Source organism: Kitasatospora sp. NPDC049285 (assembly GCF_040678815.1).
Taxonomy (GTDB): domain Bacteria; phylum Actinomycetota; class Actinomycetes; order Streptomycetales; family Streptomycetaceae; genus Kitasatospora.
This window is the reverse complement of sequence record NZ_JBFAQR010000046.1, coordinates 43,870-61,683: the sequence shown is the minus strand read 5'-3', so window position 1 is coordinate 61,683 and position 17,814 is coordinate 43,870. Positions and strand designations below refer to the sequence as shown.

General features: G+C 74.6%; 19 protein-coding genes and 1 pseudogene. 13 read left to right on the top strand and 7 right to left on the bottom strand.

All coding sequences use genetic code 11. From position 1 onward, the window contains the following. Window positions 1–380 (bottom strand): annotated as a pseudogene (locus tag AB0K51_RS25270) (hypothetical protein); the annotation flags it as partial. A gap of 296 nt (window positions 381–676) precedes the next feature. On the opposite strand from AB0K51_RS25270, the gene AB0K51_RS25265 reads away from it, so the two are divergent. The 4 genes from AB0K51_RS25265 (at window position 677) to AB0K51_RS25250 (ending at window position 4,871) form a co-directional block, all read left to right on the top strand. Further along, on the top strand, window positions 677–1,423 hold the full coding sequence (locus AB0K51_RS25265) for a thiol:disulfide interchange protein DsbA/DsbL (protein WP_363459283.1): 747 nt from the start codon (window positions 677–679) through the stop codon (window positions 1,421–1,423). A 163-nt stretch (window positions 1,424–1,586) separates the two neighbouring features. Further along, complete coding sequence (locus tag AB0K51_RS25260; protein WP_363459282.1) at window positions 1,587–2,483, top strand: ABC transporter permease; 897 nt, start codon at window positions 1,587–1,589, stop codon at window positions 2,481–2,483. Beyond that, the gene (locus tag AB0K51_RS25255) at window positions 2,473–3,669 is read left to right on the top strand and encodes a polysaccharide ABC transporter ATP-binding protein (protein WP_363459280.1); all 1,197 of its coding nucleotides are present in this window, start codon (window positions 2,473–2,475) and stop codon (window positions 3,667–3,669) included. The genes AB0K51_RS25260 and AB0K51_RS25255 overlap by 11 nt, the downstream gene beginning before the upstream one ends. Beyond that, on the top strand, window positions 3,666–4,871 hold the full coding sequence (locus AB0K51_RS25250) for a glycosyltransferase family 4 protein (RefSeq protein WP_363459279.1): 1,206 nt from the start codon (window positions 3,666–3,668) through the stop codon (window positions 4,869–4,871). Before AB0K51_RS25255 ends, AB0K51_RS25250 begins: the two co-directional genes overlap by 4 nt. A 1-nt stretch (window position 4,872) precedes the next feature. Here the strand turns inward: AB0K51_RS25250 and AB0K51_RS25245 are convergent, their stop codons facing one another. From AB0K51_RS25245 to AB0K51_RS25235, 3 genes are read right to left on the bottom strand one after another with little or no spacing between them, the layout of a single operon-like run. Then, complete coding sequence (locus tag AB0K51_RS25245; protein ID WP_363459277.1) at window positions 4,873–5,448, bottom strand: hypothetical protein; 576 nt, start codon at window positions 5,446–5,448, stop codon at window positions 4,873–4,875. Between the two features lie 36 nt (window positions 5,449–5,484). Next, complete coding sequence (locus AB0K51_RS25240) at window positions 5,485–6,246, bottom strand: class I SAM-dependent methyltransferase (protein WP_363459276.1); 762 nt, start codon at window positions 6,244–6,246, stop codon at window positions 5,485–5,487. A gap of 54 nt (window positions 6,247–6,300) precedes the next feature. Next, a complete protein-coding gene (locus AB0K51_RS25235; RefSeq protein ID WP_363459275.1) occupies window positions 6,301–7,458 on the bottom strand; it encodes a glycosyltransferase in 1,158 nt (385 codons plus the stop codon). Between the two features lie 131 nt (window positions 7,459–7,589). Here AB0K51_RS25235 and AB0K51_RS25230 point away from each other — a divergent pair, with 131 nt between their 5' ends. The 3 genes from AB0K51_RS25230 (at window position 7,590) to AB0K51_RS25220 (ending at window position 9,865) form a co-directional block, all read left to right on the top strand. Next, window positions 7,590–8,348, top strand: a complete 759-nt coding sequence (locus AB0K51_RS25230) for an aspartate/glutamate racemase family protein (protein ID WP_363459273.1) — start codon at window positions 7,590–7,592, stop codon at window positions 8,346–8,348. A 122-nt stretch (window positions 8,349–8,470) separates the two neighbouring features. Further along, window positions 8,471–9,259 carry an SRPBCC domain-containing protein gene (locus AB0K51_RS25225; protein WP_363459287.1) on the top strand — a complete coding sequence of 263 codons (789 nt, stop codon included), beginning with the start codon at window positions 8,471–8,473 and terminating at the stop codon, window positions 9,257–9,259. A gap of 126 nt (window positions 9,260–9,385) precedes the next feature. Continuing rightward, complete coding sequence (locus AB0K51_RS25220; RefSeq protein WP_363459271.1) at window positions 9,386–9,865, top strand: DinB family protein; 480 nt, start codon at window positions 9,386–9,388, stop codon at window positions 9,863–9,865. A gap of 331 nt (window positions 9,866–10,196) precedes the next feature. Here the strand turns inward: AB0K51_RS25220 and AB0K51_RS25215 are convergent, their stop codons facing one another. Beyond that, the gene (locus AB0K51_RS25215; protein ID WP_363459270.1) at window positions 10,197–11,192 is read right to left on the bottom strand and encodes a polysaccharide deacetylase family protein; all 996 of its coding nucleotides are present in this window, start codon (window positions 11,190–11,192) and stop codon (window positions 10,197–10,199) included. Between the two features lie 299 nt (window positions 11,193–11,491). Here AB0K51_RS25215 and AB0K51_RS25210 point away from each other — a divergent pair, with 299 nt between their 5' ends. The 6 genes from AB0K51_RS25210 to AB0K51_RS25185 all read left to right on the top strand — a co-directional run bounded on the left by AB0K51_RS25210 (window position 11,492) and on the right by AB0K51_RS25185 (window position 15,984). Beyond that, a complete protein-coding gene (locus AB0K51_RS25210; RefSeq protein WP_363459268.1) occupies window positions 11,492–11,752 on the top strand; it encodes a hypothetical protein in 261 nt (86 codons plus the stop codon). Window positions 11,753–11,944: 192 nt separating this feature from the next. Then, the gene (locus tag AB0K51_RS25205) at window positions 11,945–12,772 is read left to right on the top strand and encodes a polysaccharide deacetylase family protein (RefSeq protein WP_363459266.1); all 828 of its coding nucleotides are present in this window, start codon (window positions 11,945–11,947) and stop codon (window positions 12,770–12,772) included. Then, entirely contained in the window at window positions 12,765–13,952 is a 1,188-nt protein-coding gene (locus tag AB0K51_RS25200; protein ID WP_363459264.1) for a glycosyltransferase, read from the top strand. The genes AB0K51_RS25205 and AB0K51_RS25200 overlap by 8 nt, the downstream gene beginning before the upstream one ends. A 76-nt stretch (window positions 13,953–14,028) precedes the next feature. Beyond that, a complete protein-coding gene (locus AB0K51_RS25195) occupies window positions 14,029–14,697 on the top strand; it encodes a sugar transferase (RefSeq protein WP_363459262.1) in 669 nt (222 codons plus the stop codon). Between the two features lie 166 nt (window positions 14,698–14,863). Then, window positions 14,864–15,460: a NeuD/PglB/VioB family sugar acetyltransferase gene (locus tag AB0K51_RS25190; protein WP_363459260.1), complete on the top strand. Its 597-nt coding sequence runs from the start codon at window positions 14,864–14,866 to the stop codon at window positions 15,458–15,460. Window positions 15,461–15,495: 35 nt separating this feature from the next. Continuing rightward, a complete protein-coding gene (locus AB0K51_RS25185; protein WP_363459258.1) occupies window positions 15,496–15,984 on the top strand; it encodes an NUDIX domain-containing protein in 489 nt (162 codons plus the stop codon). Window positions 15,985–16,051: 67 nt separating this feature from the next. On the opposite strand, the gene AB0K51_RS25180 is transcribed toward AB0K51_RS25185, so the two are convergent. Both AB0K51_RS25180 and AB0K51_RS25175 read right to left on the bottom strand, forming a co-directional pair. Next, the gene (locus tag AB0K51_RS25180; protein ID WP_363459256.1) at window positions 16,052–16,981 is read right to left on the bottom strand and encodes an NAD-dependent epimerase/dehydratase family protein; all 930 of its coding nucleotides are present in this window, start codon (window positions 16,979–16,981) and stop codon (window positions 16,052–16,054) included. Window positions 16,982–17,138: 157 nt separating this feature from the next. Beyond that, window positions 17,139–17,681, bottom strand: a complete 543-nt coding sequence (locus AB0K51_RS25175; RefSeq protein ID WP_363459255.1) for a PTS fructose transporter subunit IIA — start codon at window positions 17,679–17,681, stop codon at window positions 17,139–17,141. Between the last annotated feature and the right edge of the window lie 133 nt (window positions 17,682–17,814).

Here is a 17,814-nt window from a genome sequence, read left to right as displayed (position 1 = left end):
GTGGAGGACAGCGCCGGGCCGACGCCACCGTCCGCGCGCTTGACCAGCGTCGCGTCGAGGTTCTTCCACGCGCCGTTCTGGTAGCGGCGCACCGGCGCGAGGCTCTGGTTGAGGGTGAGCGAGCCGTCCGGGTTGGCGGTCAGCGTGTCGGTCGCGGTGGTCGCCGCGTCGACGGGCACGGCCTTGCCGGTGCTGCGGGCCTTCGCGACGGCCTTGTCCTCGGTCAGCGGCGCGGCGGCGGGCGCGGCCGGCTTGGCGGCCGGGTCGGCGTGCGCGGGCGCGCCGACGGCGCTGAGCGCGAAGGTGCCGAGGGCGGTGGCCAGGGTGGCGGCGAGTATGCGTCTGGATCGGGTCGTGGCCTGCGTGGATGTGGCTGGCATCGGTTCCCCCCGTCTTTCGATGTGAATGGTTCGGCGGCCGGTGATCATCGGCCGTCGATGAGGGTGGCACGGCCGGACGACTCGCCGGACCGGCATTTCCGCGCCACCGGGGTCGGATTGGGCGGTTGCTGACGCCATGTCGGAAATGTCGATCCGAGTTGCGTGGTAATACTTCGGTAAAATCTGTTCGGGTGCGGGCGCTTGGCGATCGAAGCGCTGCTCCGATCCGGCGAATTGCGTCGCTGCGGACCGCCTGGCCTGGATCGGCGCAGGTCCGGGATGTCAGGCTGCGGAGCGTGAAGTCGCTGCTCCGGAACACGGTTCTGTTCGTCGTCGCCGGCGGATTGCTGTCCGCGCCGGCGGCCGCCGAGGCGGCGCCCGCCCGGCCGCTCGACGCGCACGGTCCGGCGAACCGGCTGCTCGCCCGGCCCTCGTACCCGGGCGTCGGGCAGCCGCCGGGGGTGTCGCAGCAGCACGCGCCGGTGCAGGCCCGGCCGTTGGAGCCCGCGCAGCCGGGGCCGCGGGCCGAGCGGACGCACGAGGCGGTGGAGTTCTTCTGGTACGACTGCCCGCACTCGGCGCAGTTGGAGCAGCCGCTGACCCGCTGGGCCGCGCAGCACGGCCGGGAGGTGACGCTGCGACGGGTGCCCGCGGTGTGGCCGGGCGATCCGGACGAGGCCGAACAGCGGGCGCACGCGCGGCTGTTCTACACGCTGGAGCGGCTCGGCGAGGTGGACCGGCTGCAGCAGTCGGTGTTCGACGCGGTGCGCGAGCAGCACCTCGACCTGACGACCGAGCAGGCGGCGGCCGCGTGGGCGGTGCGGCACGGCGTGGACGAGGCGCGGTTCCGGGCGGCGTACGGCTCCGCGGAGGTCGGCGGCGCGGTGGACGGCGCGGCGAGGGAGTTCGCGCGCGAGGGGATCAACGAGCTGCCGACGGTGCTGTTGGACGGCGCGGGGCGGACCTCGCCGAGCCGGGCGGGCGGGGTGGAGCAGATGCCGTCCGCCCTCGACCGGTTGGTGTCCGATGCGAACCGGGGCTGACCGCGCGGGAGTTGTACCGGCCTGAGCTGGTGCAATCTTCACCGAACCTGCCCCTGGCTCGCACACACTGTGCCATCGTGGTCGCCGAGAGCGGCCGGTGTGTGCAGTAGCCCGGCCCAGGGCACCAGAGGCACACCACAGCCTCCGGAGAGGGCGGGAGTCCGTGGGGGGACAGCGCGCGCAGGTCGTCGAGGAACGGGGCGAACTCGCTCCGCCGGTGAGGGCGCTCCCGGCGGGGCCGCCACCGGAGCTGGTCTTCAAACGCCGGCTGCGGCCGGTGCAGGTGGCCAAGGAGCTGTGGGCGGCCCGGGAGTTGGTCCGCGCGCTGGCCGAGCGCGACCTGCGGGCCCGGTACAAGCAGGCGGTGCTGGGCTTCGCCTGGGCGGTGCTCACACCGCTGGCGCTGTGCGCGATCTTCACCCTGGTGTTCCACCGCGCGGTGAAGATCGACACGGGGGCGGCGCCGTACACGCTGTTCGCGTACGTCGGCCTGATCGTCTGGCAGTTCTTCAGCAACACGATGAACCAGGGCGCGCTCAGCCTGGCCAACAACCTGAGCCTGCTGAACAAGGTGTACTGCCCGCGCGAGGTGTTCCCGCTGGCGACCATGCTGGTCGCCACGGTGGACATGGTGATCGGCGTCGGGGTGCTGGCGCTGATGTTCCTGGTGTTCTGGACGGCCCCGGCGGCGACCTTCCTGTGGGCGGTGCCGCTGCTGGCGATCCAGTTCGCCTTCACCTACGGGGTGGCGCTGATCCTGTCGGTGGCGGTGGTGTACCTGCGCGACGTGCGGCACCTGCTGCCGATCATCACGCAGATGGGCGTCTTCGCGACCCCGGTGGCGTACCCGCTGGCGAAGATCCCGCTGCGGCTGCAGGAGGTCTACGTCGGCCTGAACCCGCTCGGCGCGGTGATCGAGGGCTACCGCAAGGCGCTGCTGTTCGGCGAGGCGCCCAACGCCCAGTTGACCCTGATCGCCGCGGCCAGCTCGCTGGTCTTCCTGGCCGGCGGCTACCTGATCTTCAAGAAGCTCGAAACGGGGATCGCCGATGTCGCCTGAGTACCCCCTGGGCACCATCCGCACCGAGCAGGTGTGGAAGCGCTTCCGCGCCGACCAGCAGCGGATGCTGCTGCGCGACAAGGTGGAGCAGGCCGCCCGCCGGCTGCGCGGCGACCGCGGCGAGGACTGGCGCTGGGCGCTGCGGGACATCAACCTGCACATCGAGCCCGGCGAGTCGGTCGGCCTGATCGGCTCCAACGGCTCGGGCAAGTCGACCCTGCTGAAGATGCTGACCCGGGTGATGTACCCGTACGCCGGGGTGATCGACGTGCGCGGCCGGATCGGCGCACTGATCGAGATCCGGGCCGGCATCCACCCGGACCTGACGGGCCGGGAGAACATCTACCTGTTCGGCGCGCTGCTCGGTCTGAAGCGGCGTGAGGTGGCGGGCCGGTTCGACGACATCGTGGAGTTCGCCCGACTCGGCGGGGCGATCGACCGGCAGGTGAAGTTCTACTCGTCCGGCATGCAGATGCGCCTGGGCTTCGCGGTCGCGGCCTACCTGGAGCCGCACGTGCTGCTGGTGGACGAGGTGCTGGCGGTCGGCGACGCGGTGTTCCAGCAGCGCTGCCTGGACCGGATGCGGGAGGTCGCCGAGCAGGGCACCACCATCGTCTTCGTCTCGCACGACCTGCCCGCGGTGCAGTCGATCTGCCGCCGCGGCATCTGGCTGGAGCAGGGCACCGTCCGGGTCGACGCGGGCATCCGCGACGCCCTCGCCGGGTACCGGGACTCGATCGAGCAGCAGTCGGAGGCGTCCGCGCGCAGCGGCGAGCCGCTGGAGCTGCTGAAGTACGAGGTGCGCGGCGAGAACGACGGGGAGAGCCTGCACACCGACGAGCCGGTGACCGTCGAGCTCACCCTGAGCGGCGACTACCGCGGCGACGCCACCCTGCACCTGGGCGTCAGCGAGGGCACCTCCAGCCCGATCTTCCAGATCAGCCACGAGGTGCGGCTGACCGGTGGCGAGCGCACGGTCGCCTGCGTGATCCCGCGGCTGCCGCTGCCGCGTGGCCGATACACGCTGTGGACCGGCGTGTACAGCATCGGCAAGACTGACGGCGGGACACTGATGAGCTGGCACTCGGCCGGCCAGTTCGACGTGTTCGGCCCGATGCTGGACACCCCGCCGCGCGCGGTGGTGCTGGCCGCGCCGGTGTTCGTGCCGCACCAGTGGGAGGAATGAGCGTGCGTTCGGTCCGGGTCCTGGTCCACCTCAACAACCTGGCCCTCGGCGGCGCCCAGTTGAACGCCGTCGACATCGCCAGAACCCTGCGCGACCGCGGGCACCAACCGGTGCTGTTCGCGCAGGGGGTGGACGGCCCGGCGCCGCTGGTGGACCTCGCCGCGAAGCAGGACCTGGACCTGGTGGTGGCCGGCGATCCGGCCACCCCGAACGTCGAGATCCGCCGCCGGCTGGAGGAGCTGGCGGACGAGCACGGCAGCCAGCTGGTGCACGCCTGGGAGGTGCGCGCCGCCCGAAACGCCTACTTCGGGCCAGGTCGGCTCGGCCGGATGCCGGTCGTCACCACCTTCTACGGCATCCGGATGCTCCGCGGCATGCCCCGGCACCAGCCGCTGGTGCTGGGCCTCGGCGCGCTGCTCCCGGACGGCCGGGCGTTCGGCCACCGCGACCTGCGGCTGATCGAACCACCCGTCAACACCGTCCAGGACGCCCCGGGTTCGGTGGACGGCGCCGAGTTCCGTCGTGAAGTCGGCGCCGCGGACGGGCAGTTGCTGCTGTGCATCGTCACCCGGCTGGTCGACGGGCTGGAGAAGGACGCGGGAGTGGAGCGCACCCTGCACGCGGTGCGCCTGCTCGACGACCCGAACCTGGTGCTCGCCGTGGTCGGCACCGGCGCCAGCGAGCCCCGGCTGCGCGCGCTCGCCGACCGGCTGAACGGCGAACTCGGCCGCCCCGCCATCGTGTTCACCGGCCAGCGGGCCGACCCGCGGCCCGCCTACCAGGCCGCCGACCTGGTCCTCGGCATGGGCGGCTCCGCGCTGCGCGGCCTCGCCTTCGGCAAGCCGGTCGTCGTGCACGGCGCGGCCGGCTACACCGCGATCCACGAACCCGGCCCGCTGGTCGAACCGCACGCCTCGCGCTGCATGTACGGCCACGGCGACCACCCGCCGGACGCCAAGCTGCTGGCCGCGCAGATCCGCGCCCTCGCCGACGACCCGGACCGCCGCGCCGAGCTGGGCCGTTGGGGCCGCGACTGGGTGGTCGGCCGGTTCTCCCTGGAGGCGGTCTCCACCGCCTTCGAGGAGCTCTACCGCGAACTGCTGATCACCCCGCCAGGCCGGCGGGCCTGGCTGCTCGACTACGAGCAGATGGCCCGCTACGAGTACACCAAGCCCGCCGTGCTGCGGATGCTCGGCCGCTGACCTACTCGGCCGGGACGGCGACGCCCACCCGCTGGAACATCTCCCACACCGCGTCCTCGGCGTAGACCTCCTCCGCCTCGACGGCGCGCGCCGCCTGATCCTCCGTCACCGGCAGCCCGGCCGCGTCCGCCCAGCCCCGGAGCGCCTGCGCCGCCTCGGCCCGCTCCCGTTCCCAGCGCTCGGTGACCTCGGAGACGCACTCCTCCCACTCCTCGGCCGTGATCCCCTCGTCCTCCTCGGTGCAGCCGAACGCCTCCCAGACGGCCTGCTCCACCACGAAGCGGACGTTCAGCTCCAGCGACCACACCTCCGCGCCCGGCGCGCAGCCCCGCACCACCGCGTAGTCACTGCGGTACACCCGGGCCACCAGCACCGGCGCACCGGTCAGCCAGGCCAGCCGGGCCACCAGCGGATCGTCGACCAGCTCCTCGCCGTACGGGCGCACGGTCAGCACCCGCCAGCCGTCCGGGCAGTCCACCGGGTCGCCGACCCACATCTCGACCGACTCCGGCACCGCCAGCAGCTCGGTCGCGCTCGCACGGGTGCGAGCCAGGATCAGCGAACCGTTGAACCCCATGAAGTCCCCCTCCGGACACGTCGGTTGACCCGAACCCTATCGACCGCCGCCCACATCCGGGTCGCTCCGACGCAGCGCCAGGGTGACGAAGCCGAAACCGCTCCGGTAACCCGTCAGCCAGTCCTCGCGGTGCGCCGCGGAGGCGGTCAGCGCCTGCTCGCGCTCGGGGCCCGGCGGCCGGTCGAGCGCCCAGTCGGCGAGCGAACCCGTCCACGCCCACTCGTACGCGTCCAGCTCGGAGCGGGACGAGGTGTGCCCCGCGACCGGCAGCCAGCCCGCCGCGGTCACCCGCGCGACCGTCTCCGGCAGGTCGGCGATCCCCTCGCCGAACCACTCCCGCGCCCGGGCGTCCGGCTCGCCCTCCCAGTACGCCTCCCCGACCAGCGCCACGCCGCCCGGCGCGAGCAGTCCGCCGATGTGCGCCAGCGCGGGCGCCAGCCCGCCGAAGGCGTACGCGGCGCCCACGCAGAACACCGCGTCGAACGGCTCCCGGTCGGTGAACGCGCCGGCGTCCAGGTGGTGCAGGCCGAGCCGCCGCACCACCCCGAGCCGCTCCGCCGCCGACCGCGCCGCGGTCAGCGCCCCCGCGTCGAGGTCCACCCCGACGGCCCGCAGCTCCGGGTGAGCGGCCAGCGCCCGCAGCAGCCACGCGCCCTCCCCGCACCCGAGGTCCACCACCCGCCCGGCCGGCCGGTCCCGCAGCACCCGCGCCAGCAACCGGGCCACCGACTCGTCCGAGAGCGGCGCCGCCACGGGGTGGTCGCGGTGCGCGATCCGTGAGATCTCCTGACGTTCCATTGCCCGATCATGCCCGCCCGCGGGCGGATTTCACCCCGGATTGTCGACAGATCGTCAGTTCTGCTGCGGGCGCGGGTACGTCCGGCCCTTCCACGCCGCGCCGCGGCCGCGCCAGTGCTGCACCGCCGAGTCCACCGTCATCAGCAGGTACAGCAGCGCGGTGAACGGCAGCGCGAGGGCCGCCACCGGAGCCTGGCCGTAGTAGCGCAGCATCGGCAGGTAGGTGCCCGCCATCAGCGCCCACGCCGCGAGGCCCGCCGCCGCCGTCCCCCACGACCCGGTCAGCAGCCCCGCCACGGCGGCCACCGGCGGCACCAGGTAGACCAGGGCCAGCCCCAGCACCGTGCCCGCCAGCAGCAGCGGCGAGTGCTTGAGCTGCGCGTACGCGCTGCGCGACACCATCCGCCACAGCGGCGCCAGACCCGGGTACGGGCGCACCGAGTCGACCCGCTCGGCCAGGCCCAGCCAGGTCCGGCCGCCGGTCCGCTTCACCGCGCGGGCCAGCGACACGTCGTCGATCACCGCCCCGCGGATCGCCGCCACCCCGCCCGCCCGCTCCAGCGCCGTCCGCCGCACCAGCGAGCAGCCGCCCGCCGCCGCCGCGGTCCGCGCCCCGGGCCGATTGCTCCAGCGGAACGGGTAGAGCTGCGCGAAGAAGTACACGAAGGCCGGCACGATCAGCCGCTCCCAGCCGGACGCCACCCGCAGCCGGGCCATCTGCGACACCAGGTCCAGGCCGTTCGCCTCGCCCGCCGCGACCAGCGCCCGCAGCGACCCGGGCCGGTGCGCGATGTCCGCGTCCGTCAGCAGCAGCCACTCCGCGTCGCCCGCCAGCGCGACCCCGTGCCGCAGCGCCCAGAGCTTCCCCGTCCAGCCGGCCGGCAGCTCCGGGGGAGTGGTCACCGTCAGCGGCAGGCCGCCGCCACCGGCCAGCGCCGCCGCCAACCCGCCCGTCCCGTCCGCACTGTGATCGTCCACCAGCACCACCCGGGCCGGGCCCGGATACTCCTGCGCCAGCAGGCTCGGCAGGCTCTCCGGCAGCACCTCGGCCTCGTCCCGGGCCGGCACCACCGCCACCACGGACGGCCACCGCTCGGGCTCCCCGCCGGTCCGCGGCAGCCGCACGTCCGTCCGCCAGAACCCGCCCTGCCCGATCGCCAGCCACACCCAGGCCGCCAGCGACACCACCGACACCCACCAGAGCACCGTCACCCCGGCAGTCTGCCCCACCGCGCCGGGCCCGCACCGCAACGCGGCCCGGGTGTCGGCTCAACCCTTCCCACCCCTCGGCGGCCGGCGTCCGGACCGGGCGGCGCGAGGCGGGGGAGGTAGAGTCGTTGCTCGTGAAGATCGCCCTCGTGGACTCCGGAATCGGACTGCTCGCCGCCGCCGCCGCGCTGCGCCGCATGCGGCCGGACGCGGACCTGATCGTCTCCTGCGACCCCGACGGCATGCCGTGGGGACCGCGGACCCCCGAGGACATCACCGAGCACGCCCTGGCCTGCGCCCGCGCGGCCCTCGCCCACCGGCCCGAGGCGCTGGTGGTCGCGTGCAACACCGCCTCGGTGCACGCGCTCGCCCGGCTGCGCGAGGAGTTCGAACCGGACCTGCCGGTGATCGGCACCGTCCCGGCGATCAAGCCCGCCGCGGCGCTCGGCGGCACCGTCGCCATCTGGGCCACCCCGGGCACCACCGGCAGCCCGTACCAGCGCGGCCTGATCGCCGAGTTCGGCGGCGCCGCCGAGGTCCACGAGGTCGCCTGCCCCGGTCTCGCCGAGGCGGTCGAGCACGCCGACGAGCAGGCGATCGCCGCCGCCGTCGCCTCCGCCGCCGCCCGCACCCCCGCGCACACCACGGACGTCGTCCTCGGCTGCACCCACTACGAACTCGTCGACGAGCGGATCGCCGCCGCGCTGGCCGGCCCGGCCCGCCTGCACGGCTCCGCCGACGCGGTCGCCGCCCAGGCCCTGCGCCGCCTCGGCCCCGACGCCGCGCCTGGCACCGGCAGCCTCACCGTCCTGCACACCGGCCGCCCCGCCACCCTCCAGCCCGCCGCCCTGCACTACCCGCAGGGCCACCTGCTCACCGCCGCCACCGTCTGAGACTCCCCGCCACGGTGTGAGACCCCGCCACCGCGGTCCGGGGTCCCTGACCTCGTGCGTTGCGATAGGCAGGCAAACACCTGCATAATCGAGGAGTGAGCCCCGACCCCACTCCCACCGACCTGGACGCGGCGTTCAAAGCCCTCGCCGACCCCACCCGCCGGCTGCTCCTGGACCGGCTGCGCCGGCAGAACGGCCAGACGCTGCGCGAGTTGTGCACGCAGCTGGCGATGGCCCGCCAGTCGGTGACGCAGCACGTCGACCTGCTGGTCGCCGCGAACCTGGTCACCGTGGTCCGCCGGGGGCGGGAGCGCCTGCACTACCTCAATCCGGCGCCGATCCACGAGATCGAGCAGCGCTGGATCGCCGACTTCGACCGGCCCCGGCTGGACGTGCTCGGCGCCATCAAACGACAGGCCGAGGAGTACGCCATGGACAGCGCAGCGGAGACCGTCCCGACCTACGTGTACGTCACGTACATCCGGGCCACCCCGGAGCAGGTGTGGCGGGCCCTCACCGATGCCGACCTGACGGCCCGTTACTGGGGCCACGCCAACGTCTCGGACTGGCAGCCCGGCTCCACCTGGGAGCACCGCCGCCTGGACGGCTCCGGCCAGTCGGACGTCACCGGCCGGGTGCTCGCCGCCGAACCGCCGACCCGACTGGTGATCACCTTCGAGGACCGGCCCGACCTGGCGGGCACCGAGGACGCGGCGACCGTGACCTTCCTGGTCGAGCCGCACGAGGAGATCGTCCGCCTGACCGTCACCCACGAGAAGCTGCGCGACCGCACCGCCCTGGACGCGATCTCGCACGGCTGGCCGGCCGTCCTGGCCAACCTCAAGTCGCTGCTGGAGACCGGCGAGACGCTCCCGCAGGCGCCGTGGGAGATGTCCCCGCGCCACGGCTGAACCGCGCCACCGCTGAACCGCTGAACCGCCGAACCGCTGAACCGCCGAACCGCTGAATCGCCGAACCGCACGCCGCACCGCCGCTCACCCGTACCGCTTCCGACCGAGCCCGAGGAGACCCGCGCGATGTTCGACCCCGCCCCGCTCCGCCAGGCGTACCGGGACCTGCTCACCGGTGCCGAGGAGATCGCCGACGCACCGCCCGCCCCGCTGCCGCCCGGCGAGTGGACCGCCGAACAGGTCCTGGCGCACGTCGCCCTGGTGACCTCCGGCACCCTCGCCGCGGTGGCCACCGTCGCGGCGGGCGCCCCCGCCGGGTACGACAACCGCGCCGCGCTGGACACCTGGACCATCGACCGGGTCATCGCCCGGACCGGCGGCGGGGCGGCGCTGCGCGAACGGGTCCGGGCCCAGGGGGAGGCGCTGTGCACCCTGGCCGCCGCCCTGGACCGGGCGGAACTCGACACGCCCGTCCCGGCGCTGCTGCTCTCCGGCGGCAGGCTGATGTTCGAGGGCCAGCTGCCGGTCGGCGACCTGGTCGGCGGCCTGGCCGCGGTCGAGCTGCCCGCCCACACCGCGCAGCTGCTGGCCACCGCGGCCCGCTGACGCCCCGCCCGCCGGCTTCACCCTGACCTTCCGGGCGCGGAACCTGATCGCGCCGCCGGCCGACGACTTCGACAGGACCCTGCACATGTCATCCGGGTCCCGCTCGGCGCGCTGACGGACCGTTACGGCGCGCTGCCGGCGGTCGGGTTCCTGCTCGGCGTCGGCGGCACCACCTTCGCGATCGGCGCGCCGCTGGCCCGACGCGGGTACCAGGGCCGCCGGGTTCGCGCCGGTCACGGTGGTGTTCCACCCGAGCGGCGGTCGGCTCTCCGACCGGATCCACCCGGCGGTCGTCACCGCCTGGGCGGCCGGAGACCTCCTCGGAGACCGCTCAGGCGTACGCGCCGAGCAGTCGCTGGACGGCGGGTTCGAGGCCGGAGAGGATCGTGTCGAACCGGCGGGTGCTGGTCGACGAGTCGACCTGCAGGCGGCTGATCCGCAGCGGGTGCGCGGGCAGCCGCGGGCCGAGCCGGTGGTCGGACAGGAAGCCCAGCCGGTAGCCGAGCTGGCGCAGGACGGAGTCGGCGCGCTCGTCGTAGCCGCCGTCGGGGTAGGCGAACGCCGACGGGGGCTCGCCCAGCCAGCGGGTCAGCGCGCCGTGCGCGCCGGTGATCTCGGCGTGCACGGTGGCCTCGTCGCAGCGGCGCAGCGACGGGTGCCCGAGGGTGTGGTTGCCGATCGCGACGTCCGCGTCGCGCAGGGTCCGCAGGTCCTCCGGGCGCAGCTGGTCCTGGGCGGGCGCCCGGCGGGTGGCGGAGACCCGCAGTTCGTGGAGGCTGCGCCGGCGGTCGGGGTCGGGCATCGCCTTGAGCAGGGCGAGCACCCGGGCCGGGTCGGCGCCGGTGGGCACCAGCCGGGCGCGGCCGCCGTTGCGGGCCAGGAACGCGGCCTCGTGCCACCAGAACGGCTGCTCGGTGCCGATCAGCTCGGCGATCACGAAGGCGGCGGCGGGGATCCGGCGGGCGACCAGCTCGGGCAGGGCGTGCCGCAGCACGGTGCGGTCGGTGTCGTCGAAGGTGACCAGGACGGAGCGCGGCGGCAGCGGACGCCCGTCGGCGAGGGCGCGTTCCACGTCGGTGAGGGAGACGGGGGTGGCGAGCCGGCGCAGGCGGTCGAGCTGGGCGCGGAACGAGCCGGCGTCGGTGACGCCGTGGTACGCGAGGACGGCGAGCCGCTGGGCGGCGCGGGCCCGGAACAGCGGCTGTGCGGGCGAGTAGCGCAGCCAGCTGCCCCGGTCGCGCGGTTCGCGCGGGACGGCGGCGGACGCGGGGATGGCCAGGGGATGGGGCGGGGCGCAGACGGCAGCGGCAGTGGTGGCGTACGACACGGTTCCCCCCTCGGTCGCCGACGAGCGGCGTGGCGGTACCGTCGGCAGGCGGAGCCCGGCCTCCGACCCCGGGCGCGGCGGCTCCGCTCCCGAGTGATCTAGCCCGCGGCGGGGACTCCCAACCCCGCTCGTCGGACGGCTCCTGGATCGCTCAATGTAGTGGAGACCTCCGACGCCCCGGGATGGTTGTACGCCGGACGGCGAGTTTTCGCGGGCATTCGGGAACCGTGTCGGTGCGTGCTCGAACCCTCACTTTGGGGGTGTGGCCCGGCCCCGGGTGGCGGGTTACCGTGGATGGCATGGCAGACACCCGAGGTGACCGAACCGCTACCCGCCGGTCCGGCCTGTGGAGCGGCTGCGGGCTGCGCCGTCACCAGGCGCTGCTCGCGCTGGTGGCCGCCGGGTGCCTGGCGCTGGGCATCGTGGTCGCGGTGCTGGTCCCGGAGACCGACGGCCCGGCCTGGGTGATGGCGGTGGCCGGGTGCCTGTCGGCCGGCGTGCTGCTGCTGGCCCGGCTCGCGGTGGGCCTGCTCCGCCCGGGCGGCGGCGCCACTCCGTGATCTCCGGCGGGTTGCCGGGAAACGTCCACCAAACGGACAGGACCGGTCGGACCGGCTGATTTTCGGCCTACCTTCGCACTTCTTTCACGTTTCCACGGCCGTAGCACCACAGTTCCCCCTACTGTGAGTCGCGCCGCCCACCGGGGCGGGCGTTCCGTGTGCGGGTGCCGGGGGGCACCGCGAGGGGGAGCCATGAGTACCACCGCCGTTGCAGCCGGCGGCATCAGGGCGAAGGTCAAGCAACAGCTGGCCCGCGCCGCGGGGAAGGTCCCGGGCGAGGGCGCCACCGTCCTCATCTACCACCGGATCGGCGGCGGCACCGCCGACGAACTCGACCTGGCCACCGCCGACTTCACCGCCCAGGCGGACCTGCTGGCCCAGCTCCCGCCGGGCCGGGTGGTCTCCCTGGACGAGGCCACCGACCGGTTGGCGGCCGGCCTGCGCACCCCGAGCACCGTCCTCACCTTCGACGACGGCTTCGAGGACGTCTACCACCACGCCTGGCCGCTGCTGAAGGAACGCGCCCTGCCGTTCACCGTCTACCTCGCCAGCGGCCACGTCGGCGGACCGATGGCCTGGGAAGGCTCCACCGCCAAGGGTCCCGTCGCACCCGGCCTCAGCTGGGAGCAGCTGCGCGAGATGGCGGACTCCGGGCTGTGCACCGTCGCCAACCACACCCGCAGCCACGCCCGCCCCGAACGACTCACCACCGCCGAACTCGACGCCTGCGGCGACGACGTCGAGGAGCACCTCGGCACCCGGCCGCGGCACTTCGCCTACACCTGGGGCACGCCCGTCCCGCACCTGGACGCCGCGCTGCGCGCCCGGTTCCGCACCGCCGCCACCGGCCAGGTCGGGCGCAACCTGCCCGGCTTCGACCCGGTGCGCTTCCACCGCGTCCCGGTCCGCCGCACCGACCCGATCGACTTCTTCCGCGCCAAGCTGTACGGCCGGCTGGTCCCCGAGCGCGCCTACGCCCGGATCGTCGCCACCGCGAAGGCGGTGGGCGCCCGTGCCTGACCGGCTCCCGCTGAGACTGCGCGGCGAGGGCGGCCGGCCGCTGCGGGTCGCCCACCTCACCACCGTCGACATGTCGCTGCACCTGCTGCTGGCCACCGAACTCACCGTCGACGTCGAGTCCGGGTTCGAGACCTACGGCATCAGCGCCCCCGGCCCGTACCTGGAGCGGATCGAGCGGATCGGTGTCCGGCACCGCGCGCTGCCCTCGCTCACCCGGGCCTGGCAGCCCGCCGCCGACCTCGCCGCCGCCCGCGAACTGCTCGCCGTGCTGCGGGAGCTGAACCCGGACGTGCTGCACACCCACAACCCGAAGACCGGGGTGCTCGGCCGGGTGCTCGGCCGCCTGGCCCGCGTCCCCGTGGTGGTCAACACCTGCCACGGACTCTGGGCGCAGGCCCACGACCCGCTCGCCAAGCGGCTGCTGGTGCTCGGCGCCGAGGCCTTCGCGGCCCGCTTCTCGCACGCCGAGCTGTACCAGAACGCCGAGGACCGGCAGACCCTGTCCCGGTGGTTCGTGCCGGCCCGGCGCTCCCGGGTGGTCGGCAACGGCGTCAACCTCGACCGGTTCCCCGCGCCCGGCCCCGAGCGGGACGCGCTGCGTGCCCGGCTGCGGGCCGAACTCGGCGTCGGCGAGGACGAGTTGCTGGTCGGCGGGGTGGGCCGACGAGTCGCCGAGAAGGGCATCCGGGAGTACGCCGAGGCCGCCCGCGCGCTGGCCGGCAAGGCCCGCTTCGTGTGGATCGGCCCCGACGACCCCGACAAGCCCGACGCCCTGCGCGCCGCCGAACAGGGCCTCGAGTTCCTCGGCAGCCGCGACGACATGCCCGCCGTCTACGCCGCACTCGACGTCTTCGTCCTCCCCTCCTACCGCGAGGGCTTCTCCCGCTCCGGCATGGAGGCCGCCGCCAGCGGCCTGCCCATGCTGCTGAGCGACATCCGGGGCTGCCGCGAGATCGGCGACCACGACGAGCACCTGCTGCTCGCCCCCGCCGCCGACGCCGACGCCCTCACCCGCGAACTGGCCCGGCTCCTCACCGAGCCCGACCTGCGGATACGCCTGGGTGCGGCGGCCCGCCGCCGCGCCCTGGAGGAGTTCGACCAGCGCTCCGTCGCCCGGATCTCGCTGGAGACCTACGCCGCCGTCGCCAAGTCCCGCGGCCTCGCCTGGGTCACTGACTGAGCAGCGCGTCCACGCGCCTTGCAGCGGCGCGTGCCCACAGACAACACCACAACGCACCAACCCAGTTGGGGGAACAATGAAGCGAGGGGGGGACCTCGCGGTCGCCGCACTGGCCGGGATCATCGCCGTCCCGCTCGGCCTGGTGATCGCCCTCCTGATCCGCGCCACCATGGGCGGACCGGTGATCTTCCGTCAGACCCGCTCCGGCCGCCACGGCCGCGAGTTCCAGATCCTGAAGTTCCGCACCATGCGGGACAGGCGCCACCCCGACGAACCGGACGCCCCGCGGATCACCCGCCTCGGCGCCCTGCTCCGCAAGACCAGCCTCGACGAACTCCCGCAGCTGTGGAACGTCGTCCGCGGCGACATGGCCGTCATCGGACCCCGCCCCACCCTGCCCGAACAGGTCGTCCACTACTCGCCCCGCCAGCGCGGCCGCCTCGCCATCCGACCCGGCCTCACCGGCTGGGCCCAGGTCCGCGGCCGCAACTCCATCACCTGGCCCGAACGCATCGAACTCGACCTCTGGTACATCGACCACCGCGGCCTGCTGCTCGACCTGCGCATCCTGGTCCTCACCGCGGGCATGCTGCTGCGCCCCACCGGCATCACCGCCGCCGGCGGCGTCAACCCCGGCTTCCCGATCCCCGCGACGCCCGAACCCGCCGCCCAGCAGCGGATCGTGCTGCCCCGTCAGGCGACGGCCACCGCGCCGCGCCTGGCGGCGGAGGAACTGCGGGGCTGAGCGAGCCCCTCACCGGCACCCCGTCCGTCCGGGCGGGGTGCCGGGCCGTGTCCGGCGGCGCCGATGCACCATCATCGGCGCTGTCGCCATCACGACTGACGCTGTGACGACCTGACGACCTGACACCCGCCGGGCGGCCGCGCCCACGGAGCGAGGAGTGCGGAGCATGCTGTGGATCGCCGGAGCCGGCGGCGTCGGCCGGGAGGCCCTGGACACCGCGATCGCGGCGGGCGTCGAGGTCGCCGGGTTCCTCGACGACCGGTTGGCCGGGGGAGCGGTCCGCGGCCTGCCGGTCCGCGCCCCCGCCGACCTGCCGTCCGGCGCGCGGTACCTGATCGGCATCGCCGACCCCGCCGTCCGGGCCCGCCTCGCCGAACTGCTCGACGGCCGCGGCGGCACGGCCGCCACGCTGGTCCACCCACGCGCGATCGTCGCGCCGGAGACCGAACTCGCCGCCGGCTGCCTGGTGATGGGCGGGGCGTACGTCTCCAGCGACGTCACCCTGGGCCGGCACAGCCAGGTCCACTACAACGCCACCGTCGGCCACGACTCCCGCCTCGGCGAGCGGGTCACCGTCTACCCCGGCGCCAACGTCTCCGGCGCGGTCGTCCTGGAGGACGACACCACCGTCGGCTCGGCCGCCGTCGTCCTGCAGGGCCGCACCATCGGCCGGGCCGCGTTCGTCGGCGCCGCGGCCGTGGTCACCCGCGACGTCGCCCCCGGGGCGGTGGTGGTCGGCTCCCCGGCCCGCCCCCGGCCGTAACCCCGCAGCTCCCGGCAGGACATAGGGTCGGGGCCATGGGAATTCCTGCGTTTCTGGCGGAACTGCGCCAGGTGGTCGGGCAGCGGCCGCTGTGGCTGTCCGGGGTGCTGGCCGTGGTGGTCGACGACGACGGCCGGGTGCTGCTCGGACGGCGGGCCGACAACGGCCGCTGGTCGGTGATCAGCGGGATCATCGACCCCGGCGAGCAGCCCGCCGACGCCGTGGTGCGCGAGTGCCTGGAGGAGACCGGCGTGACCGTGCGGCCCGAGGCACTCACCTCGGTGACGGTCTCGCGGATGCTCAGCTACCCCAACGGCGACCAGGCGCAGTACCTCGAACTGACCTTCCGCTGCCGGCCGCTGGCGGGCGAGGCCCGGGTCAACGACGACGAGTCGCTGGAGGTCGGCTGGTTCGCCCAGGACGCGCTGCCCGACCTGGAGGACAGCATCCGCGAGCGGATCCGCCTGGCCCTGGCCGGAAACGACGCGGCGCACTTCGAACTGACCGAGGTACCGGCGACCTGACGAGGCATCGGCAAGTGCGCCGGGGCACGCGGATGCGCCCGCCCCGGCGCACTGCGCCGACGATGCGTCAGAGCGTCCGGAACCAGGCGGCGGTGCGCTGCAGGCCCTCGGTGAGCGGGACCGGGGTGATGTCCGGGAACAGCTCGCGCAGGCGGGAGTTGTCGGCCTGCGAGTCGCGGACGTCACCCGGGCGGGGGTCGACGTGCTCGGCGGCGACCGGCTCGCCGAGCACCTCGCCGAGCCGGCCGATCAGCTCCAGCAGCGTGGTGCGGGTGCCGAAGGCCAGGTTCACCGGATCGGCGCTGACCACCCGGCGCAGCACCGCCTCGGCCAGCACCTGGGTGACCGTGCCGACGTAGGTGAAGTCCCGGCTCTGCCCGCCGTCCCCGTGCACCGTCACCGGCCGGCCGGCCAGCGCGGCGTCCAGGAACGCCGGGACGACCGCCGCGTAGGCGTGGCCCGCGGGCTGCAGCGGGCCGAACACGTTGAAGAAGCGCAGCGGCAGCACGCCCAGGCCGTAGCAGTGGTGGTAGGCGCCGAGGTACGCCTCGGTGGCGAGCTTGGAGACCGCGTACGGGCTCATCGGGGCGGTGCGCATGGTCTCGCGCTTGGGCAGCTCCCGGTTGGCGCCGTACACCGAGGACGAGGAGGCGGCGGCCACGTACAGGTCGCCGGCCCGGCGGGCGGCCTCCAGCACCTCCAGGGTGCCGGTGGCGTTGGCGTGGTGGCTGGCGAGCGGTGCCGCCACCGAGCGCGGCACCGAGGGCAGCGCGGCCAGGTGGACCACCGCGTCGGCGCCCGTGAACGCGGCGTCCAGCAGCGCCGGATCGAGGATGCTGCCCTCGAAGAACGTGACGTCCACCCCCGTCAGGTTGGACTTGCGGCCGGTGGACAGGTCGTCCACCACCCGCACCTCGGACACCTCCGGACGGGCCGTCAACTCCCGTGCCAGGTTGGCCCCGATGAAACCGGCTCCGCCGGTCACCACCACTCGCATCTCCGCCGCCACCCCTCAGTCCGCGCCCGGGGGCTCCCCCCACCGGTCGACTGGCCCGACAATAGCGGCCGCACCGGCCCGGATGCGGGGGAAAGATGGCGATTCGGGCCCAAACCATCCCATCGGCCACATCTCCCGCACCGACCGCCGAGCCGTACTAGCGCTTCGGCTGACGGCGGGTCTCCTCCGCCGCGTCGAGCACCGCCGCGAGGTCGCCGCCGGCGGTGGCGGTCACCACGGCGGCCACCGCGCCCTCGACGAACGGCGCGTCGGCGAAGCGCACCGGGAAGGGCAGGCCGTGCTCGTCCGCCCGGTCGAGCAGCGCCAGCACCGTCTGCACCGCGCCGTCCAGGTCGCACAGCACCGCCACCCCGTGGCCCTGGTCCACCCGCCGGGCTGCCGCCGCGACCAGCACCGCCGAGGTGCCGAGCCCGTCCGCGATCGCCCCGCCCGCGGCCGCCACCGGCGCGGGATTGTCCGAATCCGCCACCGCCAGCGCCACCGACCGGACCGCGTCGGCCAGTTCGTGGCTGTGCGACACCAGCAGCACCCCCACCCGCCCGTGCCCGGCCGGCCGGGACGGCCGCGGCACCGCGGGCACCGGCGCCACCGCCGTCCCGGCCGACGGGGCGGACGCCGGCGCGGACGGCGCGGTGCTGATCGGGATGACGTCGGCGCGGCTCCGGTCCGGCTGGCCCATCGGCTGCTCCCTGCGGCGAGGCGGCGAGGCTGAGTACTCGTCACCCATCCTCGCCCACCGGCCCCCCGAGGTGCGGTAACCGCCCCGCACCGGGCGCCGCAATAGCACAGCGCCCCGCCCGGCCGGGCCCGAT